The sequence below is a fragment of the Yersinia mollaretii ATCC 43969 genome (genome assembly GCF_013282725.1).
GTDB classification, from domain to species: Bacteria; Pseudomonadota; Gammaproteobacteria; order Enterobacterales; family Enterobacteriaceae; genus Yersinia; species Yersinia mollaretii.
In genome coordinates this window covers 3,326,882-3,347,493 of sequence record NZ_CP054043.1, presented here as the reverse complement: position 1 = coordinate 3,347,493, position 20,612 = coordinate 3,326,882, and the positions used below count along the sequence as shown (strand labels likewise).

The following is a 20,612-nucleotide window of genomic DNA, read 5'->3' as shown; positions in this document are numbered from 1 at the left end:
TCTGGTTAACCCGACTATCGGGTTAACCTTTTCCATATCAGCGGATTGGTGCCAATCACACTGGCATCACGCACACATTGCAAAACTTCACCTTCAATTCGTAATACTGCACCTTCTGAATAGTTCTGGTTTTGGTAAACACAGCAACGGGTGCAAGGATTATTGTTGGTGTTACGGTTTGATGAGTTATTCCAAACCTCGGGCGGTAATGGAACGACAACATCAACATTGTTTCGATTAGCCATCGCCGCACTGGAGATCAGCGAGGCGAAACCGATACAACCTAGCAGTACCCATATTCTCATGATTTATTCTCCTTGGCCTTGGTCGGCGTTTTCTTGCGTTTTTTGGTCTCCCCAGACGGGGCGGCGGGCAACCCACGAAACACCTGAGATGAGCGATTTTGATTCTGTTTTGCCTGACTGATTAAATCTTGCAATGTCGCCACCAGTGGTTGCATAAAATCCTGATATCGGCAGTTTTTTTCGCTAATTTGTGTCAATGTCGATTCCCAATGCGCCGTCATATCCGGGCGAGCAGCAATATCGGGTAGTGCGTGAATCAATGCCCTTCCGGCTGGGCTGGCATGTATATAGCGCCCTTTCTTAAACAAAAAAGTCCGTTTGAAGAGTAGCTCAATAATCCCTGCGCGTGTCGCCTCCGTTCCCAAACCATCCGTTGCCCGTAGCACTTTTTTCAGCTCTTTGTCCTGCACAAAACGGGCAATACCCGTCATGGCAGATAATAAGCTAGCGTCCGTGAATGGCCGAGGGGGCTGGGTTTGGCGCTCAACCACTTCACCCCGCTCACACAGCAATTCTGCGCCCTTCTCCACCACAGGTAACGGTGCGCCCTCATTTTCCTCATCACGCTCTTTGCTGCCGAGCAGAGTGCGCCAACCCGCCTCCGCCAGAAAACGGGCTTTAGCGACAAATTTTCCACCAGCAATATCCAACTCAATAACACATTTTCTAAACTGCGCATCTGGGCAGAACTGCATCAGGTATTGTTGCGCCACCAGCCGATAAACTTTGCCCTCGTCAGTGGTCAGATTGACTTTACTCGCCCGCGCGGTAGGAATAATCGCGTGATGCGCATCCACTTTTTTATCATCCCAACAACGATTGCGGCGATCGCTGTCCATCACCTCCAGCGGCAATAAATCGGCCTGATGAATGCTGATGGCATTGAGTACCGAATGACGCCCAGCAAAATGCTCCTCTGGTAGGTATCGGCAATCTGAGCGGGGATACGTAATCAATTTGTGCGTTTCATACAACCGCTGACAAATATCCAACACTTGTTGAGCACTCAAACCAAAACGTTTAGCCGCTTCGATTTGCAATGTGGATAGAGAAAATGGCAACGGGGCGGTTTCTGATTCCCGTTTATCATTATAGGAGGTGACGAAGGCGGGCTGACCCGTAATGCGATTGACAACGTGCTCTGCCAATGGGCGATGCAACAACCGCCCTTCTTCATCCTGATAGGATTCGCAGGAGTCACTCGGCTGCCACTGCGCAATAAAACGCTCATCCGCCGGAGTGACGATATGGGCTTTAACTTCAAAAAAGTCTTTAGGGATGAAGTCTTCAATCTCTTCATCACGGCGCACCACCAGCCCTAATACCGGGGTTTGTACCCGCCCAACGGACAATACGCCGTCATATCCCGCATTTCGTCCGAGAATAGTGTAGGCACGCGTCATATTGATGCCGTAAAGCCAGTCAGCACGGGCGCGGGCCAAGGCAGAAACGCACAATGGGATAAATTCACGGTTATAGCGTAGGCGCTCCACCGCGCGTTCAACCGCTTGCGGGTTTAAATCGTTAATCAGGCAACGGCGCACGTTTTGCCGTTTCTCGGCAACCAAATCAAGGTAATCCAAGACTTCATCGACTAAAAGCTGCCCTTCGCGGTCAGGGTCACCCGCGTGAACAACCTCATCAGCTTGCTGCAACAACTGTTTAATAACATTCAGTTGTTTACTGACCGAAGGGCGTGGTTGTAGCCGCCATTTATCAGGAATGATCGGCAAGTCAGCCAGTGACCAGCGGGCATAGCGACTGTCGTAAGCATCCGGTTGGGCCTGTTCCAGCAAGTGACCGACACACCAAGTCACCATTTGATCATTACCACAGGCAATGAATCCATCACCCCGACGATGCGGCTTTGGCAAAATATCGGCAATCGCCCGCGCCAAGCTCGGTTTTTCGGCAATAAAAAGTCGCATCATTCACCGCGTAAGTACGTCAAAGAAAAGATCACTCTGTAATCTCAATCAGTGCCCGGCGACTATCCACCGCGCTTAACTCGCCAATGGGGCTGAGTGTCAAACCATGTTGAGCGGCAATTGCCTGCACGTCGTCTTCAGCTTCTGGCAATACGGCTAACAGCAAACCGCCCGATGTTTGTGGATCGCACAATAATTTTTTCTGTAAATCAGACATTTTGCCGATTAGGTGACCATAACTGTCGAAGTTACGTTCTGTCCCACCCGGCACACAGCCCTCGGCGATATACTCTTCAACGGCGGGTAGGCGTGGAATAGCAGAAAAATGTAACGTGGCCTGAACCCCGGAACCTTGGCAAATCTCACTCAAATGCCCCAACAGGCCAAATCCGGTCACATCCGTCATCGCTGTCACCCCGGAAATATGGGCAAAATCAGCACCTGACTTATTCAACTGACACATCGTTTCAGTTGCCACGCCTTGGTGTTCTGGCCGTAATCGGCTTCGCTTTTCAGCCGTAGTCAGAATACCGATCCCTAGCGGCTTGGTCAGAAACAACTTACAACCCGCTTTAGCCGCACTATTTTTCTTTACCTGTTCCGTGCTGACAATACCGGTGACCGCTAAGCCGAAAATTGGCTCAGGCGCATCAATGGAGTGACCACCCGCCAGAGAAATCCCCGCCTGCTGGCAAACAAAGCGCCCACCTTCAATCACCTGTTGAGCAATTTCTGGTGCCAATTTATCAATCGGCCAGCCCAGAATCGCAATGGCCATAATAGGTTTGCCGCCCATCGCATAGATGTCACTGATGGCATTGGTGGCTGCTATTCGGCCGAAATCAAAGGGATCGTCAACGATCGGCATGAAAAAATCGGTGGTGCTGATAATGCCGACACCACTGCCAATATCATAAACCGCCGCATCATCGCGTGTTTCATTTCCCACCAGCAGACGAGGATCAAGAAATTTTTGTTGTTCGGAATGCAAAATTTTATCCAAAACTTTGGGCGAAATTTTGCAACCGCAACCCGCTCCGTGGCTGTATTGAGTAAGACGTATCGCTGGCGATGTCATAACACTCTCCCGTCTGGTGGTTAGTAATCAGCAGTTTAATCAATCAGTAAACTATTTAGTCAGGAATGCTGCATTGAGGGTGCCTATGGTAGCGTCTATGGCGTGGCTTGGTAAGTAGAGAGCCGCTGTTGGGCAGATAGGTTGGTCACAAAGCAGGCGAAAACGCAGCTTGTTGTCGATAAAAACCGCAAGCTGCGAAAACTGAGGGAAATAGATAACACTCAGAAGTGACGAACAAAAGTGCTGTAGTCCGGTGGCGTCACTTTCGTCGCGGATTTTAATTGTGGTGTACCGAGATAGAGGAAACCCACGATTTCATCTTGTTCACGGCAGGCAAAACCCTGACGAACTACCGGATGATAGGTCCAAGAGCCAGTACGCCAGATGCCATTGTAACCCTGCGCCAGAGCCGCCATCTGCATGGCTTGTACCGCACAACCCGCAGAGACTACCTGCTCCCAATTAGGCACTTTCGGATTTTCAGTAACATGCGCAATCACGGTTATAATTAAAGGTGCGCGAAATGGTGCCTGCTTCGCTTTCGCCAAAACCGCCTCATCTGCACCGTCGTGTTGAGCGGCTTTTTGTAACAATTGACTAAAACGTTCCAAACCGTCATTTTCGATTAAAACAAAGCGCCACGGCTGTAATGTGCCATGGTCCGGGGCACGCATACCCGCATGGATAATATGGTCCAATGCCTCGCCTGCTGGGGCTGGAGTGGTTAAGCGGGACGCCGAGCGGCGGTTAAGTAATAGTTCCAACGCATCCATCATTTTCTCCTGATAACGATTTTCATTTTCAGCACGGTAGCATAAGTTGTCGTTTTGTTACCAGTGTTGGTCTATAGGCTAGGTTTCTCTGTGATTTAAAGCTGACTTTTGTTCGTCAGGTCATTAGGATAGCCGTACTTGCGCGATTTTGTTGGAGATAACATGCACACTTTGTGGCGAATTTTTTCTGGCTTTTTCAAGTGGACCTGGCGTCTATTGAATTTTGTTAGAGAGTTTATTCTGAATCTTTTTCTTATATTGTTAATTTTGGTCGGTGTTGGTGTTTACTTACAGTTCCAAACGAAGCCGGTAGAGCCGGTAAAAGGTGCATTATTAGTTAATTTAAGTGGCGTGGTCGTTGATCAGCCGGCGGTGAATAATAAGTTGCGCCAATGGGGCCGCGAGTTATTAGGTGCATCCAGTAATCGATTACAAGAAAACTCCCTGTTCGATGTGGTAGAAACCATTCGTCTCGCCAAAACCGATAATAATATTAATGGTATGGTGCTGTCTCTGAGTGACTTTACGGGCGCTGACCAGCCCTCTTTGCAGTATATCGGCAAAGCACTGCGGGAATTCCGTGACAGTGGCAAACCTATTTACGCAATTGGCGACAGCTATAATCAAAACCAATACTATTTAGCTAGCTTCGCCAATAAAATTTACCTGTCGCCACAAGGTGCTGTTGACCTGCATGGTTTTGCCAGCAATAACCTCTATTACAAATCCTTGCTAGAAAAACTCAAAGTCACCACCAATATCTTCCGCGTCGGTACCTTTAAGTCTGCGGTGGAGCCAATGATTCGCGATGATATGTCACCGGCGGCCCGTGAAGCTGACAGCCGTTGGATTGGTGGGTTATGGCAAAATTATCTTACTGCGGTTGCGGCTAATCGGCAGTTAACGCCTGAGCAACTCTTCCCCGGTGCCGCTGGCGTGATCAGCGGGTTGCAAACTGCTGGAGGTTCAACGGCTAAATATGCGCTGGACAATAAACTGGTCGATCAATTGGCTTCACGTCCCGACATGGAGAGTGAACTGATCAAAACCTTTGGTTGGGATAAAAAGAGTAACAACTTCAATTACATCAGTATTTATGATTATCAACCAACACCGACACCACAACAAGGCGAGCAGATAGCCGTTATCTTCGCTAATGGTGCCATTATGGATGGTCCACAGACGCCAGGAAATGTAGGTGGCGATACATTGGCGGCACAAATTCGTCAGGCGCGACTGGACCCGAAAATCAAAGCTGTTATCTTGCGTGTTAACAGCCCAGGGGGCAGCGTAAGCGCCTCTGAGCTGATTCGTTCTGAGTTATCGGCCTTACGTGCGGCTAAAAAGCCATTGGTGGTGTCAATGGGTGGCATGGCCGCTTCTGGTGGATACTGGATCTCAACGCCCGCTAACTACATTGTCGCCAGCCCGAGCACACTCACTGGCTCAATTGGTATTTTCGGTGTGATTAATACTTTCCAAAATTCACTCGAAAGCATCGGTGTCCATACGGATGGTGTTGCGACTTCACCGCTGGCGGATATTTCGATTACCAAAGATTTGCCATCTGAGTTCTCTCAGATGATGCAAATCAATATCGAAAATGGCTACAAGACCTTTGTTGACCTGGTCGCAACCTCGCGCCACAAAACACCAGAGCAAGTGGATCAAATTGCTCAAGGCCATGTGTGGATTGGTTTTGACGCCAAAAATAATGGTTTGGTGGATCAGTTAGGTGATTTTGATGATGCCGTGAAAAAAGTGGCCGAACTGGCACAGTTGAAAACGTGGCAACTGAATTGGTTTATTGATGAACCTAGCCTCAGTGATTTGATCTTCGGTCAAATGAGTGCGTCAGTACAGGCGATGTTGCCTGCGGCTATTCAGGCATGGTTGCCTGCACCGATATCCATCATGGCACAGGCTATTAAAGAGCAGCCAAGCTTACTCAATACGCTGAATGACCCACAGAACCGCTATGCGTTATGCCTCACCTGCGGTGATGTGCGCTAGTTAACGCATTAAATCAGAGATAAATACCCAGCCCGGCATCTGTCGGGCTTTTTTTCCTCGTCAGTCTCCCTATAATCCCTCCATCTCATTCAGTACTCTTTCAGGTCTAAATGCTCATGCAGAAGAAATCTATTTATGTTGCCTACACGGGCGGTACTATTGGTATGCAACGCTCGGAAAATGGATACATTCCGGTCTCTGGTCACCTGCAACGCCAGCTCGCCCTAATGCCTGAGTTCCATCGGCCTGAAATGCCAGACTTTACTATCCATGAATATGCGCCATTAATTGATTCCTCCGATATGACGCCGGAAGACTGGCAGCATATCGCCAATGATATTCAGCAAAACTACGACTTATACGATGGTTTTGTTATTTTGCATGGCACTGACACCATGGCTTTTACGGCCTCGGCGCTCTCCTTTATGCTGGAAAATTTGTCCAAGCCGGTGATCGTCACTGGCTCCCAAATTCCCTTGGCGGAGCTGCGCTCTGACGGGCAAACGAACTTGCTGAATGCGCTCTATCTGGCCGCCAACCATCCGGTGAATGAAGTCAGTTTGTTCTTTAATAACAAGCTATTTCGTGGCAACCGCACCACCAAAGCCCATGCTGATGGCTTTGATGCTTTTGCCTCACCCAATCTCTCCGTCCTGCTCAAAGCAGGGATCCACATTCGCCGAATAGCCTCAGTTGAATCGCCGGTCAATAACGGGCCATTAATCGTCCATAACATCACACCTCAACCTATTGGCGTGGTCACTATCTACCCTGGCATATCCGGTGCGGTGGTGCGTAACTTCCTTTTGCAACCCGTAAAAGCCCTAATTTTACGCTCTTATGGTGTGGGGAATGCGCCGCAAAAAGCGGAATTACTAAACGAGTTAAAAAATGCCAGCGAGCGCGGTATTGTAGTGATCAATCTCACCCAGTGCATTTCTGGCAGTGTCAATATGGAAGGCTATGCAACCGGTAATGCATTGGCTCATGCTGGGGTGATCAGTGGCTTTGACATGACAGTTGAAGCGGCACTGACCAAGCTGCATTATTTGTTGAGTCAATCTCTCGCCCCTGAAGACATTCGCCGGTTGATGCAACAAAACCTGCGTGGGGAATTAACCGACACCAAGTGATCCTGCGGAGCATCAATGAGCACAGCCTTACTTTTAATTGACCTGCAAAATGATTTCTGTCCCGGCGGCGCGCTGGCAGTGACGGAGGGCGATCACGTAATTGCCATTGCGAATCAAGCCATCGATGCTTGCCTCAACCAACAAATACCGGTCATCGCCAGCCAAGATTGGCACCCTGCCGAACACCGCAGTTTTGCGGTTAATTCGAATGCGGAACCGGGGACCATTGGGAACCTAAATGGGTTACCACAGGTATGGTGGCCCGTGCATTGCGTACAGAATTCGTCAGGAGCCGATTGGCATCCGCAATTACAGCAAGACGCGATTGTCACCACCTTCCGCAAGGGGCAAGATCCTGACATCGACAGTTACAGTGCTTTTTTTGATAATGGCCGGCGGGCCAAAACGCCGTTGGATGATTGGCTACAACAGCATGGAATAGATCGATTATTTATTATGGGGCTGGCAACGGATTACTGCGTGAAATACAGCGTGTTGGATGCATTAGCTTTAGGTTATCAAACGACCGTCATCAGTGACGGTTGTCGCGGCGTCAACTTACAACCGCAAGACAGCCTGCAAGCGCTTGATGCCATGAAGGAGGCGGGAGCAAATGTGCAAACGCTGGCACAATTTCTTGCTGAGATTCATCCAGATCGTGGATAACCCACTCTCCGGTATAAACAGTAACGGAGCCACAGTGGCTCCGTTAGTTAGCGCAGGTATTACGCATAACAATAATCTTGCCCGCAATGCCCTACTCTGGTTTCAGTTTGACTAACGTCGGCTGGCTAAACTGTTGCTTTAGCTCTTGCTTGGTTTTCATCACTATCTGGCCATCCGTGCCGATACTCATATGCTGAGCATCCTCGTTGTGACGCGCTTGCCATAACATGACCATTTGCAGACTGTTCTCTTTCTGCTCCGGTGTCAGCGCCACGCCATCCGGCCATTTACCCAACTCAACAGCTTGAGCTAAACGCTGGTAAATCTCGGGTGTCATCACTGAAATCAGGTCTTCAAGCTCCATCAGAGCATCCTTAGCTAAATGAATAATAAGCTGAATCGATTTTACTTACACAAAATGACAGCATCAGCGACTATTTAACCCGCCGTTTGCTCGCCATTTTGATCATCAACAAAATTCAGTGATGCTGAGTTCACGCAATAGCGCTCCCCCGTAGGCTGTGGACCATCAGGGAAAACATGCCCTAAGTGCGCATCGCAATGGCCGCAACGAATCTCTACGCGGTGCATATTATGTGAATAATCATCAATATAGCGGATAGAGTCAGCATCAAGCGGTTGATCAAAACTCGGCCAACCACAGCCAGAGTCGAACTTGGCTTCTGAGATAAAAAGTGGCTGGTGGCAACATAAGCACTGGTAGACACCCTCACGCTTATTATGCAGCAATTTGCCGCTAAAAGGGGCTTCGGTCCCTCGCTGTTGGGTGACATGTCGCTGAATATCGGAGAGTTTCTCTATATTTTCTGTAGGGTTCAGTTCTTTAGCCATTTGTGCGATTCTCTGGCAGGGAATAAAGTCAACGAAAACAACGTCTAATAATAACAAAAAATTAACAACAAAGCATTTAAAATTGTCCTAAACTGTATGCCATCGAAGTGTTAACGGTGTAAATGTGATTAAAATCTCAAATATTACGGATTCTCACTTTAAACTGAATAATTCGCCCCAATATAAAAATGAGGCTAATCGTATCTGGAAACGCGCGATTAATGTTCAATCTACCTATCGTGGTTTGATTTGTAGCAATAATTGACACGATTCCGCTTGACGCTCGGTAAGGTTTTTGTAATTTTACAACCAACCTTTTATTCACTAACAAATAGCTGGTGGAATATATGACTATCAAAGTAGGTATCAACGGTTTTGGCCGTATCGGTCGCATTGTTTTCCGTGCTGCTCAGGAACGTTCTGACATCGAAATCGTTGCAATCAACGATCTGTTGGACGCTGACTACATGGCGTACATGCTGAAATACGACTCTACCCACGGTCGTTTCGACGGTACTGTAGAAGTAAAAGACGGCCATCTGGTTGTTAACGGTAAAACCATCCGTGTTACCGCAGAGAGAGATCCGGCTAACCTGAAGTGGAACGAAGTTAACGTTGACGTTGTTGCTGAAGCAACTGGCCTGTTCCTGACTGACGAAACTGCACGTAAGCACATCGCTGCTGGCGCGAAGAAAGTGGTTCTGACTGGTCCTTCTAAAGACGATACCCCTATGTTTGTTATGGGCGTTAACCACAAGTCATATGCTGGCCAAGAGATCGTTTCTAACGCTTCTTGTACCACTAACTGCTTGGCTCCACTGGCTAAAGTGATCAACGACAAGTTCGGTATCGTTGAAGCGCTGATGACCACTGTGCATGCAACTACTGCTACTCAGAAAACTGTTGATGGCCCGTCTCATAAAGACTGGCGCGGCGGTCGTGGCGCATCCCAGAACATCATCCCTTCTTCTACCGGTGCTGCTAAAGCCGTCGGTAAAGTTATCCCAGAACTGAACGGCAAACTGACTGGTATGGCGTTCCGCGTTCCTACCCCTAACGTTTCCGTTGTTGACCTGACTGCACGTCTGGAAAAACCAGCTTCTTACAAAGAAATCTGTGCTGCAATCAAAGCAGCTTCAGAAGGCGAGCTGAAAGGCGTTCTGGGCTACACCGAAGATGACGTTGTTTCTACCGATTTCAACGGCGAAAAATTGACTTCAGTATTTGATGCTAAAGCAGGTATCGCGCTGAATGACAACTTTGTGAAACTGGTTTCTTGGTACGATAACGAAACTGGCTACTCAAACAAAGTTTTGGATCTGATCTCTCACATCTCCAAATAATGGATTGATGTCGAGTTCTGCCAAAAGCCACCTCCGGGTGGCTTTTTTACTTTTCGCAACTAGCGGCCTCCCTCCCCCTCAGTACTGTCATTAAGTTACGAGACGCTTCGCATTTATGTCGTTTTCTACTGGCACATCCCGCATCAGTACCGTAGTAATACCCCCGGACAGCACCACGACATAAACTGACATCTACGGACAGATGCGCCTCAAAGTCCCATTGCGGGATATTTAGCTTGCATCAGTCCCATATGGGGACTACCATCACAATTATGAAAATCATCGCCATCAGTACCTTAACGACTTTCTGGGCTAAGCATCCTGAGACAGAACAGCCGCTAAAAGCCTGGATTGATGAGGTTAAACATGCTCAGTGGGCTACCCCTAATGACATAAAAGCCCAGTTTCGCAGCGCAAACATCCTTAAAAGCCGCCGGGTAGTGTTTAACATCAAAGGAAATGATTATCGGATGATTACCGCCATTGCTTATCGTTTTGGCGCGGTATACATAAAATTTATTGGTTCGCATAAACAGTATGATGCCGTGGATGCAAACCATGTTGAGATGGAGTAAGTGATGAATATCCGGCCAATCCGCAATGAAGAAGATTATCGAGCAGCGCTCAACGCTGTATCCCCATTGTTTGATAATGAGCCAGAACCCAATACCCCTGAAGGTGATTTTTTTGAGGTGATGATTGTCTTAATTGAAGCCTACGAAAAAAAGCACTTTCCTGTCGATCTTCCCGACCCCATTGAAGCCATTAAATTTCGTATGGAGCAATCAGGTCTGACAGCAAAAGATCTGATGCCTGCCATCGGCAGAAGTAATCGCGTCTATGAAATACTCAACCGCAAACGTAGCCTCACTCTGCCGATGATTTGGAAACTGCATAGCCTGTACGGCATCCCAGCAGAGAGCCTAATAAGACCCATGCGACTGAAATAGCTGAATCACAACCGTGACTTCAAGAATGCAGATATTCCCAAAGTTATTGGAGTCGCAGGTAGGCAGCAAACGAATAAGTCCGATGAACTTACCCAGGTAAGTGATTCGAGTGACAAATCTGTCGGGAGCAGATTTGAACGCTGCTTGCAGCGGCCTCGCAGAGGCGAGGCCCATGGATGGGCCGAGTAGTGAGTGCAGCTAACAACCCTGCGGCTTCAAGAACGCAGGGAATTAAATTGCGCAATATCAATGATTCACCACAACACCCCCCTGCGCTTGCTGCAAGATTTAAAGCCTGTGATATTATCGAAAGACTGAAGTTCAATGAATCTCAAGCTCCCTTTCCGATAAGGCCAAACGAATGAACGAGAAAGTATTCACCCTACCTGTTGTTGAACAAATTTCCCCTTACATCAGCCAGCGCCAGTTGGATGAATTACCGATCGTGGTGGTTTCCCATCCAAAAGTGCGTGCGGCAGTGAGCTTGCAGGGCGCACACTTATTGGCCTATCAACCGAGTGGTGAACAGCCTGTCATTTGGTTGAGCAATAACACACCATTTCAAGAGGGTGTCGCTATTCGTGGTGGCGTGCCAATTTGCTGGCCATGGTTTGGCCCATCTGCACAGCCATCACACGGCTTTGCACGTCTCCTGCCATGGACTCTCAGTGCCCATGATGAGAATGAAAATGGGGTGATTTTGACCTTCACTCTGGAAGACAGTGATGCTTCACGTAAATTCTGGCCACATCCATTCACTTTGATCGCCCGCTTTAAGCTGGGTGATGAGTGTGAAATGGAGTTGGAATCACACGGTGATTACCAAGCGGTCGCGGCATTACATACCTACTTCCAGATTGGCGACATCAGCCAGATTAAGATCAGCGGATTGGGTGAGACATATCTCGATAAAGTACTGAAAATTGCCGATGCGAAACAGCAAGGTGATTTGGTGTTTGATGGGCAAACTGACCGCATCTACACACAGCCAGAAGCTTACAGCCTGATTAAAGATGCCGCGCTGAAACGCACCATTGAAGTGCATCATCATCACCAAAGTGATGTAGTGGCTTGGAATCCCGGTGCTGAGCTCTCTAGCAGCATGACTGATATGCCAAATGATGGCTATAAAACGATGGTTTGCGTGGAGACAGCGCGCGTGAATAAGCCTTTGGTTGCGACCACTGATGCACCTGCGCGTCTCGCCATGACCATCCGCAGCCGCAAAAATGCCTGATAACTATATGATTAGCTGACCAGAGACATTCACTGACAGACACAAAAATGGGGCGTTATGCCCCATTTTTTATTGCTCATCTATCGTGTGCGATAAATTAGCGGAAGGTATAGGTCACGCCAGTCCATAACACGCCACTATATGAGGCATCGACCATTGGGCTATTTTTTACTTCATTCGCTAAACGAATATAACGGCCAGTAAAGAAAGCATTCCAATTAGGATTGATGTTGTAGTTAGCGGATAATTCCAGATACGGTGCCCAGCTATCGCTCGGGTTGTATTGCGCCAAACCACTACGGGCAGACTCTCTGCTGCTGACGCCATAGTAGTAGCTATTTTGATCGCCGCTGTTCCAGCTCACACCCACGCCGGGCGTCAGAGTCCAGCTATCAACGCTATAGCGGTAAAGATAGGCGAGATCACCGATAAAGCCGCCGCTGTTATCCAGCACATCACCCGAGAACATCGCACGCAACGTACCCCAATCCTCAATATGAGAATATGACATCCCTGCCATCATGGTACTGCGACGTTTGTCCAACTGCTGCATCTGGTGATCATCACTGTCACCCGGTTTAAAATGCAGCGGGAGATAATAGGCATCAATTGACAGGCGATTGCTGTCATCCTTCCACAAATAATAACCCGCCGCCAAGGTGCGGAAGTAGAAGTTATCACTCTCGTAAGAGATGATCGGGACTGGATAGACGCGGTCATTTTTGCCACGATACGGATCTGGACTGACTAATGCGGAAGCCCCCAGAGACCAGGTTCCCGCCATTGCTGTCGGCATACAGACAGCCGTAGCCACGGCCAATGCAGCCAGCGTTTTAATTTGTTTCGTTTTTATAAAACTCTTTTTCACGGATGAAATCCCTTTAGCAACAAAATAGTGAGTTAACTTAGTGTAAATCAATTGGTTTGCACTGGCGAAATATTTACACAAATTAGCCCGATACCCAAACTCATCTGTACAAATTATCATCAATAACTGTCAAACTGAAAACCTAAAAATTTACGCAGATTTGAATACAATAAAATAACGAGATATTCAAATAGATAAGTGCAACTAATCATATATAAAACACTGACAATGAAATAAAAAATAGCTTTAATTACCGAATAATGGTTATTTATTGTTCTATAGGTGGCAAATCGGCGGTTAGAGCTTACTTGACCTTTAGAGGAGACGCGACCATAACAATAAGGTAGTAGTTTCAAAATTTTAACCCAATAAAGCACTACTACTATTTTATGTTCCCAACCATTCAAACAGGACGGGCATCGCTATGAACATATTTGATCACTATCGCCAACGCTATGAGGCGGCCAAGGACGAAGAGTTCACACTGCAGGAGTTTCTCACCATCTGTCAGCAAGATCGCAGTGCCTATGCCAATGCGGCTGAGCGTCTGTTGATGGCTATCGGTGAGCCAGTCATGGTCGATACCGCGCTTGAGTCCCGCATGTCTCGGCTATTTTCTAACCGAGTTATCGCGCGTTACCCTGCTTTTGAAGAGTTTTATGGCATGGAAGAGGCCATAGAACAGATTGTTTCCTATCTCAAACACGCCGCTCAAGGGCTGGAAGAGAAGAAACAAATCCTCTATTTACTTGGCCCCGTCGGTGGGGGTAAGTCATCACTGGCTGAGCGCCTGAAAGCCCTAATGCAGCGGGTGCCTATCTATATTTTAAGTGCCAATGGCGAGCGCAGCCCAGTCAATGACCACCCGCTCTGTTTATTTAACCCGCAGGAAGACGCGGCGATTCTGGCCAAAGAGTACAACATTCCTAGCCGTTACCTCGGCACCATAATGTCGCCGTGGGCGGCAAAACGTCTGCACGACTTTGGCGGTGACATCACTAAGTTCAAAGTGATTAAAGTCTGGCCGTCGATTCTTGAACAGATTGCGATCGCGAAAACAGAACCCGGTGATGAAAATAATCAGGATATCTCTGCGCTGGTCGGTAAAGTTGATATCCGGAAGTTGGAGAATCATGCTCAAAACGACCCTGATGCTTATGGTTACTCCGGCGCTTTGTGCCGCGCTAACCAAGGGATCATGGAGTTCGTCGAGATGTTCAAAGCGCCGATTAAGGTGCTGCATCCACTGCTTACCGCGACTCAAGAAGGAAACTACAACGGTACGGAGGGAATATCGGCCCTACCATTCAGCGGCATTATTCTTGCGCACTCAAATGAGTCAGAGTGGGTCACCTTCCGTAATAACAAAAATAATGAGGCATTCCTTGACCGTGTTTATATCGTCAAGGTTCCGTATTGCTTGCGTGTATCAGAAGAGATCAAAATCTACGACAAGCTGTTGAATCACAGTGAGTTAACCCACGCGCCATGCGCCCCTGGCACTTTGGAAACACTGGCCCGCTTCTCAATTCTCTCCAGAATGAAAGAGCCAGAAAACTCCAGTATTTACTCCAAAATGCGGGTGTATGACGGTGAAAGTCTGAAAGATACCGACCCGAAAGCCAAGTCTTATCAGGAGTATCGGGACTACGCGGGGGTAGACGAAGGGATGAACGGACTCTCTACCCGTTTTGCCTTTAAAATTCTGTCTCGTGTGTTTAACTTTGATCATGCTGAAGTGGCTGCCAACCCAGTTCACCTCTTCTATGTACTGGAGCAACAGATCGAGCGTGAGCAGTTCCAGCAAGATGTGGCGGAGAAATATCTCGAGCACCTGAAAGGCTATCTGATCCCAAAATACGCCGAGTTTATTGGTAAAGAGATCCAGACCGCCTATTTGGAGTCCTACTCTGAGTACGGCCAGAATATTTTTGACCGCTATGTTATCTATGCCGATTTCTGGATTCAGGATCAGGAGTATCGTGATCCAGACACCGGGCAGCTATTTGACCGTGAATCACTGAATGCTGAACTGGAGAAAATTGAAAAACCTGCGGGTATCAGTAACCCGAAAGATTTCCGTAATGAGATAGTCAACTTCGTGTTGCGCGCCAGAGCCAACAACAGTGGCCGCAATCCAAACTGGACCAGTTACGAGAAGCTACGCACGGTGATTGAGAAGAAGATGTTCTCTAACACCGAAGAGTTACTGCCGGTGATCTCCTTTAATGCCAAGACCTCAACGGATGAGCAGAAAAAACATGATGACTTTGTCGATCGGATGATGGAGAAAGGTTATACCCGCAAGCAGGTTCGCTTGCTGTGTGAATGGTATCTGCGGGTCAGAAAATCGTCATAACCCGATCATCAATTTACCGCGCATAGTGGGTAAAGACCCAATAGCTTTCCCGTTGTGGCAAGGTGACTAACACCCCCACAACGGGGAAAGATGCAGGGGATGGCCCCAATAGCTTTCCCGTTGTGGCAAGGCGGCAACTAAGCGAGGCTCCGGGAGCTTAGTCCACTAAGTGACTGGGGCGAGTGAAGGCAGCCAACACTGCCACAATGTGGAAAGATGCAGGGGATGGCAGAGTCGTTTGGGGGATATATGGGCTACTTTATTGACAGACGACTTAACGGCAAAAACAAAAGCATGGTGAATCGCCAGCGCTTTTTGCGCCGCTATAAGTCGCAAATTAAACAGTCGATTTCCGATGCCATCAACAAAAGGTCGGTTACTGATATTGAGAGTGGTGAGTCAGTCTCAATCCCTATTGATGACATCAATGAGCCAATGTTCCATCAGGGCCGAGGCGGTTTACGTCACAGGGTACATCCCGGCAATGACCATTTTGTCACCAATGATCGCGTCGAACGCCCGCAAGGTGGTGGTGGTGGCAGCGGAAGTGGTCAGGGGAATGCCGGTCAGGACGGCGAAGGCGAAGATGAATTTGTCTTTCAGATCTCCAAAGATGAGTACCTTGACTTGCTGTTTGAAGATCTCGCCCTGCCCAACCTGAAGAAGAATCAGTATAAGCAGCTAACAGAATTTAAGACTCACCGCGCGGGTTACACCTCAAATGGCGTGCCAGCCAATATCAGTGTGGTTCGCTCGCTGCAAAACTCGCTGGCTCGGCGTACCGCCATGACAGCCAGTAAGCGCCGTGAGCTACGTGAGCTGGAAGAGACCCTAAGCGTGCTGGAAAACTCTGAACCGGCGCAATTGCTGGAAGAGGAGCGCGTCCGTAAAGCCATTGCCGAATTAAAGCAAAAAATCGCCCGTGTGCCTTTTATTGATACTTTCGATTTACGCTATAAAAACTATGAAAAACGGCCTGAGCCTTCCAGTCAGGCGGTGATGTTCTGCCTAATGGACGTGTCAGGTTCGATGGATCAGGCCACTAAGGACATGGCAAAGCGCTTTTACATCCTGCTCTATCTGTTCCTGAGCCGAACCTATAAAAACGTCGATGTGGTCTATATCCGCCACCATACGCAAGCCAAAGAGGTGGATGAGCAAGAGTTCTTCTACTCGCAAGAGACCGGGGGGACGATCGTCTCCAGCGCACTGAAACTGATGGATGAAGTGGTTCAGGAGCGCTACGACCCCGCACAGTGGAATATCTATGCCGCCCAAGCCTCTGATGGCGATAACTGGGCAGATGACTCACCGCTGTGTCATGAGTTGCTGGCGAAAAAAATTCTGCCGGTGGTGCGTTACTACAGCTACATTGAGATTACCCGCCGCGCTCACCAAACATTGTGGCGTGAATATGAAGATTTACAGGCAAAATTTGAGAATTTCGCCATGCAACATATCCGGGAACCTGAAGATATCTACCCGGTCTTCCGTGAGTTGTTCCATAAGCAGACCGTTGATAATTAATCCTAAAATGGCCGGCGACTCTTTTCTGATTAAGAATTTTTGATGCAGAAATAGTTTTCCGGCTTTTTCTTGCGCTAAAATTAGCGCTTCTCGATATTCTCAGAGTCAACCCATGAAATGGCATGATGGACTACGGCAGCCGGGGGTTTTGGCAGCATTAACCGCTGCGGTGCTATTTGGTGCAGGCACCCCACTGGCAAAACAGTTGCTCAATACCGTCAGCCCTTGGCTGCTGGCGGGTTTACTCTACTTCGGCTCAGGGGTGGGTTTGGCGCTCTATCGGCTGGTCACTCGCGCCCCTGCTGTCCGCCTGCCGCGTCATGAATTGTGGTGGTTTGTCGGGGCGATTACGGCGGGTGGCGTGGTAGCCCCAGTTCTGCTGATGATGGGCCTCACTGGTATGCCGGCCTCTGGCGCATCATTATTGCTCAATGCCGAAGGGGTATTTACCGCCCTGCTGGCATGGTTCGCTTTCAAAGAGAATTTTGACCGCCGTATTGCGCTGGGCATGGTTGTCATTGTGGCGGGCGCGGCCATTTTAAGCTGGCCGGGTGAGGCACGTTTTGCTGGCGTGTGGCCCACTCTGGCAATTCTGGCCGCGTGCTTCGCATGGGGCATTGATAATAATCTGACCCGCAAAGTATCGCTGACGGATGCCACATGGATTGCCTCCGTCAAAGGGCTGGTGGCGGGTGCGGTCAATCTCAGTCTGGCTTTTATGCTCGGCGCGACTTTACCGCCGCTGGCCAATTTAGCAGGTGCTCTGCTGGTCGGATTCTTTGCTTATGGTGTGAGTTTGGCGCTGTTTGTGATTGGCTTGCGCCATCTCGGGACGGCGCGCACTGGCGCTTATTTCTCCATCGCACCCTTTTTAGGGGCGGCATTAGCGGTGGTTATGGGTGACACCGTCACGTTTCCGCTGATCATGGCGGGCGTGTTGATGGCGATCGGCATTTGGCTGCATCTGACGGAACAGCATGAGCATCAACATCTTCATGATGAGTTGGAACACGAACACACGCATATCCATGACGAGCATCACCACCATTCACATGACTTCCCCATTGTCACCGGTGTGCCCCATAAGCATCGCCATCAACATCGGCCGATGACACACTCGCATCCCCACTTTCCTGATTCTCATCATCGCCATAAACATTGATCCGTTACAAACATTCATCCGTTACAAACACTGATCCGCTATAAACATGAAACCGTTATCGATCATCCAGTTGGCTAAAACGCAGTGCCAGATAGTCCAACACACTGCGCACCGAGGGCAGCAGACCGCGCCGTGATGGAAAGACCGCATGAATAATCTCATGGCGCAGCGACCACGCCGGTAATAGCCGCACTAACTCCCCCTGCGCCAATTGATCTGCCACCATCATCACGGGAAGTTGCACCACCCCGACACCACATTGTGCCGCACTGCGCAGTGTGGTCATGTCTGCCGTGACCAGTCGTGGCTGATGATAAATGGCGGCATGTGCTCCCTCTGGCCCGTCTAAACGCCAGATAAACTCTTGCTGCGGCTGCCCTAATCCAAGGCTCGGCCAGCCACTGAGATCGGCGGGAACAGTAACCGCGCCTTGCTGCGCAATCAATTCAGGGCTGGCCACCAAACACTGACAACGATTCCCCAACACCTTCAGCACCAGATCACTGTCCTGCAAGGGCGGTGGCCGCACGCGAATGGCGATATCGATGGCTTCCGCGACCAAATCCACCTGCCGATTGGTCGATTCAAGGTGAATCGTCACCAAGGGACAACTGGCCATAAAATCCGCCAACATCGTGCTGACGGTGGTCTGCAACAGCGCCACCGGGCAGGTGATACGCACCACGCCACGTGGCTCCGCTCGAGTTAACTCGATGGACTCCTGAGCGGCCCGCGCCTCTTCCAGCATCGCCTTGCAATGTTCGTAATAGGTGCGCCCGACGTCCGTCACCGCAAAGCGTCGCGTTGAGCGCTGAATCAGCCGCACGCCTAATCGCTCCTCCAGCAGGGCTAATCGCCGACTTAGCTTTGATTTTGGCAAGCCCAGCACCCGCGCCGCAGCACTGAATCCCCCGTGCTCCACCACCTCGGCGTAATAGTAGAGATCATTGAGATCTTGCATACCTGCCTCGCTGTTATCCTGCCGTTATTATTATCATTGTTCCAATAATAGAACACTGATGCTTAGTTCTGCTACCTAGTGCTTACATTATCCCAAATATATACTTTATCCCACTTGCAGCCGGGATGTTGTATCTCAACGCTGCTATACCGCATTAACGTCGGTATAAAAATATTAATGCTGAAGTAAAACGACGCTGTCAGGAGATTAAGATGAAAAAAGTCCAAGGTATCTATCGTGCGCCACGCCAACATTGGGTGGGTGATGGTTTCCCTGTGCGCTCTCTGTTCTCATATCAGAGCCACGGCAAACAGCTTAGCCCTTTCCTGCTGCTCGACTATGCCGGGCCAGCGGATTTCACGCCAACCTCTCATCGCCGTGGTGTTGGGCAGCATCCGCATCGCGGTTTTGAAACCGTCACTATCGTCTATCACGGGGAGGTTGAGCATCGTGATTCAACCGGTAAAGGCGGCATTATCGGCCCCGGTGATGTCCAGTGGATGACTGCCGGTGGCGGTATTCTGCATGAGGAGTTTCATGCCGAGACTTTCGCTCAACGGGGCGGAGCCTTCGAAATGGTGCAACTGTGGGTCAACTTGCCCGCAAAAGACAAAATGACTGCGCCGGGCTATCAAGCTATTCGCAGTGAAAATATTCCTCAGGTCGCGCTACCTGACGATGCCGGTAGCCTGCGCGTGATCGCCGGCGATTACACAGAGGAACACGGCCCTGCACATACCTTCTCACCACTGAATGTTTGGGATATCCGGTTGAATCAAGGAAAAAGTGCGGAGTTCTCCCTGCCAGTTGGCTGGAATACCGCCTTAATCGTGCTGCGAGGTAGCGTGCTGGTGAATGGTGATGCGATTGCCCGTGATGCCGAGATGGTGCTGCTGGACGCGGCGGGCAGCAATGTGACTATTGAGGCCAATAATGATGCCCTGCTGCTGTTACTCAGTGGTGAGCCTATTGATGAGCCTATCATCGGTTACGGCCCCTTTGTGATGAACACGCAGCAACAGATAAACGAAGCTATTGCTGATTTTAACAGTGGTCGTTTCGGTTCAATGGAGAGTCACTCATAATCTTCGCCCTCCCCGCCATTACCCGACTCTTATTCGTCGGGTAATGGCTTCTCCCTGCCAACAGAAATAGGATTTGTTCCGCCCTCTGGCTTGACGAAAAATAGAACGATGGCTGTCACGTGCCAGCATTAAATACCTCATTTACCTACCGGAATATCGACTAAACTTAATGGCAAATCTTGTCCGCAATCTGTGTATTGTGGCAGATCCAGAATAAATAAGACTGTCGTATCTTTAATGTTTTCATTATTAATTTGCACTCAATATTTATCATTTATCCTATATTTTTTATTCAAGAATGGTGTTATTTCATGAGGGTTACAAAGGTGATTTTATTTAAGTAATTGACTGCCAAGCGCTTCTTTCGCATAG

General features: G+C 49.0%; 19 protein-coding genes. 11 read left to right on the top strand and 8 right to left on the bottom strand.

Annotated features, from left to right (window positions below):
* Positions 1 to 14 precede the first annotated feature (14 nt).
* The 4 genes from HRD69_RS14975 to HRD69_RS14960 all read right to left on the bottom strand — a co-directional run bounded on the left by HRD69_RS14975 (position 15) and on the right by HRD69_RS14960 (position 4,084).
* Positions 15 to 305, bottom strand: coding sequence for a DUF1496 domain-containing protein (locus HRD69_RS14975; RefSeq protein ID WP_032814422.1), 291 nt, complete (start codon positions 303 to 305; stop codon positions 15 to 17).
* Positions 302 to 2,233, bottom strand: coding sequence for a DNA topoisomerase III (locus HRD69_RS14970; RefSeq protein ID WP_032814471.1), 1,932 nt, complete (start codon positions 2,231 to 2,233; stop codon positions 302 to 304). The genes HRD69_RS14975 and HRD69_RS14970 overlap by 4 nt, the downstream gene beginning before the upstream one ends.
* A gap of 31 nt (positions 2,234 to 2,264) precedes the next feature.
* Positions 2,265 to 3,311 carry a selenide, water dikinase SelD gene (gene selD / locus HRD69_RS14965; protein ID WP_032814425.1) on the bottom strand — a complete coding sequence of 349 codons (1,047 nt, stop codon included), beginning with the start codon at positions 3,309 to 3,311 and terminating at the stop codon, positions 2,265 to 2,267.
* Between the two features lie 221 nt (positions 3,312 to 3,532).
* Entirely contained in the window at positions 3,533 to 4,084 is a 552-nt protein-coding gene (locus HRD69_RS14960; protein ID WP_032814426.1) for an NAD(P)H nitroreductase, read from the bottom strand.
* 162 nt (positions 4,085 to 4,246) lie between these two features.
* Between HRD69_RS14960 and sppA the strand changes: the two genes are divergently transcribed.
* From sppA to pncA, 3 genes are all read left to right on the top strand, one after another.
* Entirely contained in the window at positions 4,247 to 6,097 is a 1,851-nt protein-coding gene (sppA, locus tag HRD69_RS14955; RefSeq protein WP_032814427.1) for a signal peptide peptidase SppA, read from the top strand.
* Positions 6,098 to 6,213: 116 nt separating this feature from the next.
* The gene (ansA, locus tag HRD69_RS14950; protein WP_004875213.1) at positions 6,214 to 7,230 is read left to right on the top strand and encodes an asparaginase; all 1,017 of its coding nucleotides are present in this window, start codon (positions 6,214 to 6,216) and stop codon (positions 7,228 to 7,230) included.
* A 15-nt stretch (positions 7,231 to 7,245) separates the two neighbouring features.
* Positions 7,246 to 7,896: a bifunctional nicotinamidase/pyrazinamidase gene (gene pncA / locus HRD69_RS14945; protein WP_004875214.1), complete on the top strand. Its 651-nt coding sequence runs from the start codon at positions 7,246 to 7,248 to the stop codon at positions 7,894 to 7,896.
* Between the two features lie 91 nt (positions 7,897 to 7,987).
* Here the strand turns inward: pncA and HRD69_RS14940 are convergent, their stop codons facing one another.
* The gene (locus HRD69_RS14940; RefSeq protein WP_004875215.1) at positions 7,988 to 8,260 is read right to left on the bottom strand and encodes a YeaC family protein; all 273 of its coding nucleotides are present in this window, start codon (positions 8,258 to 8,260) and stop codon (positions 7,988 to 7,990) included.
* Positions 8,261 to 8,334: 74 nt separating this feature from the next.
* Positions 8,335 to 8,748, bottom strand: coding sequence for a peptide-methionine (R)-S-oxide reductase MsrB (gene msrB, locus HRD69_RS14935; protein WP_004875216.1), 414 nt, complete (start codon positions 8,746 to 8,748; stop codon positions 8,335 to 8,337).
* Between the two features lie 347 nt (positions 8,749 to 9,095).
* On the opposite strand from msrB, the gene gapA reads away from it, so the two are divergent.
* The 4 genes from gapA (at position 9,096) to HRD69_RS14915 (ending at position 12,278) form a co-directional block, all read left to right on the top strand.
* Complete coding sequence (gene gapA, locus HRD69_RS14930; RefSeq protein WP_004875218.1) at positions 9,096 to 10,091, top strand: glyceraldehyde-3-phosphate dehydrogenase; 996 nt, start codon at positions 9,096 to 9,098, stop codon at positions 10,089 to 10,091.
* 272 nt (positions 10,092 to 10,363) lie between these two features.
* Positions 10,364 to 10,666 (top strand): type II toxin-antitoxin system HigB family toxin, encoded by a 303-nt coding sequence (locus HRD69_RS14925; RefSeq protein WP_004875219.1) that lies wholly within the window; start codon positions 10,364 to 10,366, stop codon positions 10,664 to 10,666.
* 3 nt (positions 10,667 to 10,669) lie between these two features.
* A complete protein-coding gene (locus tag HRD69_RS14920) occupies positions 10,670 to 11,041 on the top strand; it encodes a helix-turn-helix domain-containing protein (protein WP_004875220.1) in 372 nt (123 codons plus the stop codon).
* A gap of 361 nt (positions 11,042 to 11,402) precedes the next feature.
* Positions 11,403 to 12,278, top strand: coding sequence for a D-hexose-6-phosphate mutarotase (locus tag HRD69_RS14915; protein ID WP_004875221.1), 876 nt, complete (start codon positions 11,403 to 11,405; stop codon positions 12,276 to 12,278).
* Positions 12,279 to 12,375: 97 nt separating this feature from the next.
* Here the strand turns inward: HRD69_RS14915 and HRD69_RS14910 are convergent, their stop codons facing one another.
* On the bottom strand, positions 12,376 to 13,146 hold the full coding sequence (locus HRD69_RS14910; RefSeq protein WP_032814429.1) for a MipA/OmpV family protein: 771 nt from the start codon (positions 13,144 to 13,146) through the stop codon (positions 12,376 to 12,378).
* A 424-nt stretch (positions 13,147 to 13,570) separates the two neighbouring features.
* On the opposite strand from HRD69_RS14910, the gene yeaG reads away from it, so the two are divergent.
* The 3 genes from yeaG to HRD69_RS14895 all read left to right on the top strand — a co-directional run bounded on the left by yeaG (position 13,571) and on the right by HRD69_RS14895 (position 18,194).
* Positions 13,571 to 15,505, top strand: a complete 1,935-nt coding sequence (gene yeaG / locus HRD69_RS14905) for a protein kinase YeaG (RefSeq protein WP_004875223.1) — start codon at positions 13,571 to 13,573, stop codon at positions 15,503 to 15,505.
* Positions 15,506 to 15,754: 249 nt separating this feature from the next.
* A complete protein-coding gene (locus HRD69_RS14900) occupies positions 15,755 to 17,032 on the top strand; it encodes a YeaH/YhbH family protein (protein WP_032814474.1) in 1,278 nt (425 codons plus the stop codon).
* Between the two features lie 112 nt (positions 17,033 to 17,144).
* Positions 17,145 to 18,194, top strand: a complete 1,050-nt coding sequence (locus HRD69_RS14895) for a DMT family transporter (protein WP_004875225.1) — start codon at positions 17,145 to 17,147, stop codon at positions 18,192 to 18,194.
* A gap of 55 nt (positions 18,195 to 18,249) precedes the next feature.
* Here the strand turns inward: HRD69_RS14895 and HRD69_RS14890 are convergent, their stop codons facing one another.
* On the bottom strand, positions 18,250 to 19,155 hold the full coding sequence (locus HRD69_RS14890; protein ID WP_004875226.1) for a LysR family transcriptional regulator: 906 nt from the start codon (positions 19,153 to 19,155) through the stop codon (positions 18,250 to 18,252).
* A gap of 212 nt (positions 19,156 to 19,367) precedes the next feature.
* Here HRD69_RS14890 and HRD69_RS14885 point away from each other — a divergent pair, with 212 nt between their 5' ends.
* The gene (locus tag HRD69_RS14885; protein ID WP_004875227.1) at positions 19,368 to 20,240 is read left to right on the top strand and encodes a pirin family protein; all 873 of its coding nucleotides are present in this window, start codon (positions 19,368 to 19,370) and stop codon (positions 20,238 to 20,240) included.
* Positions 20,241 to 20,612 lie beyond the last annotated feature (372 nt).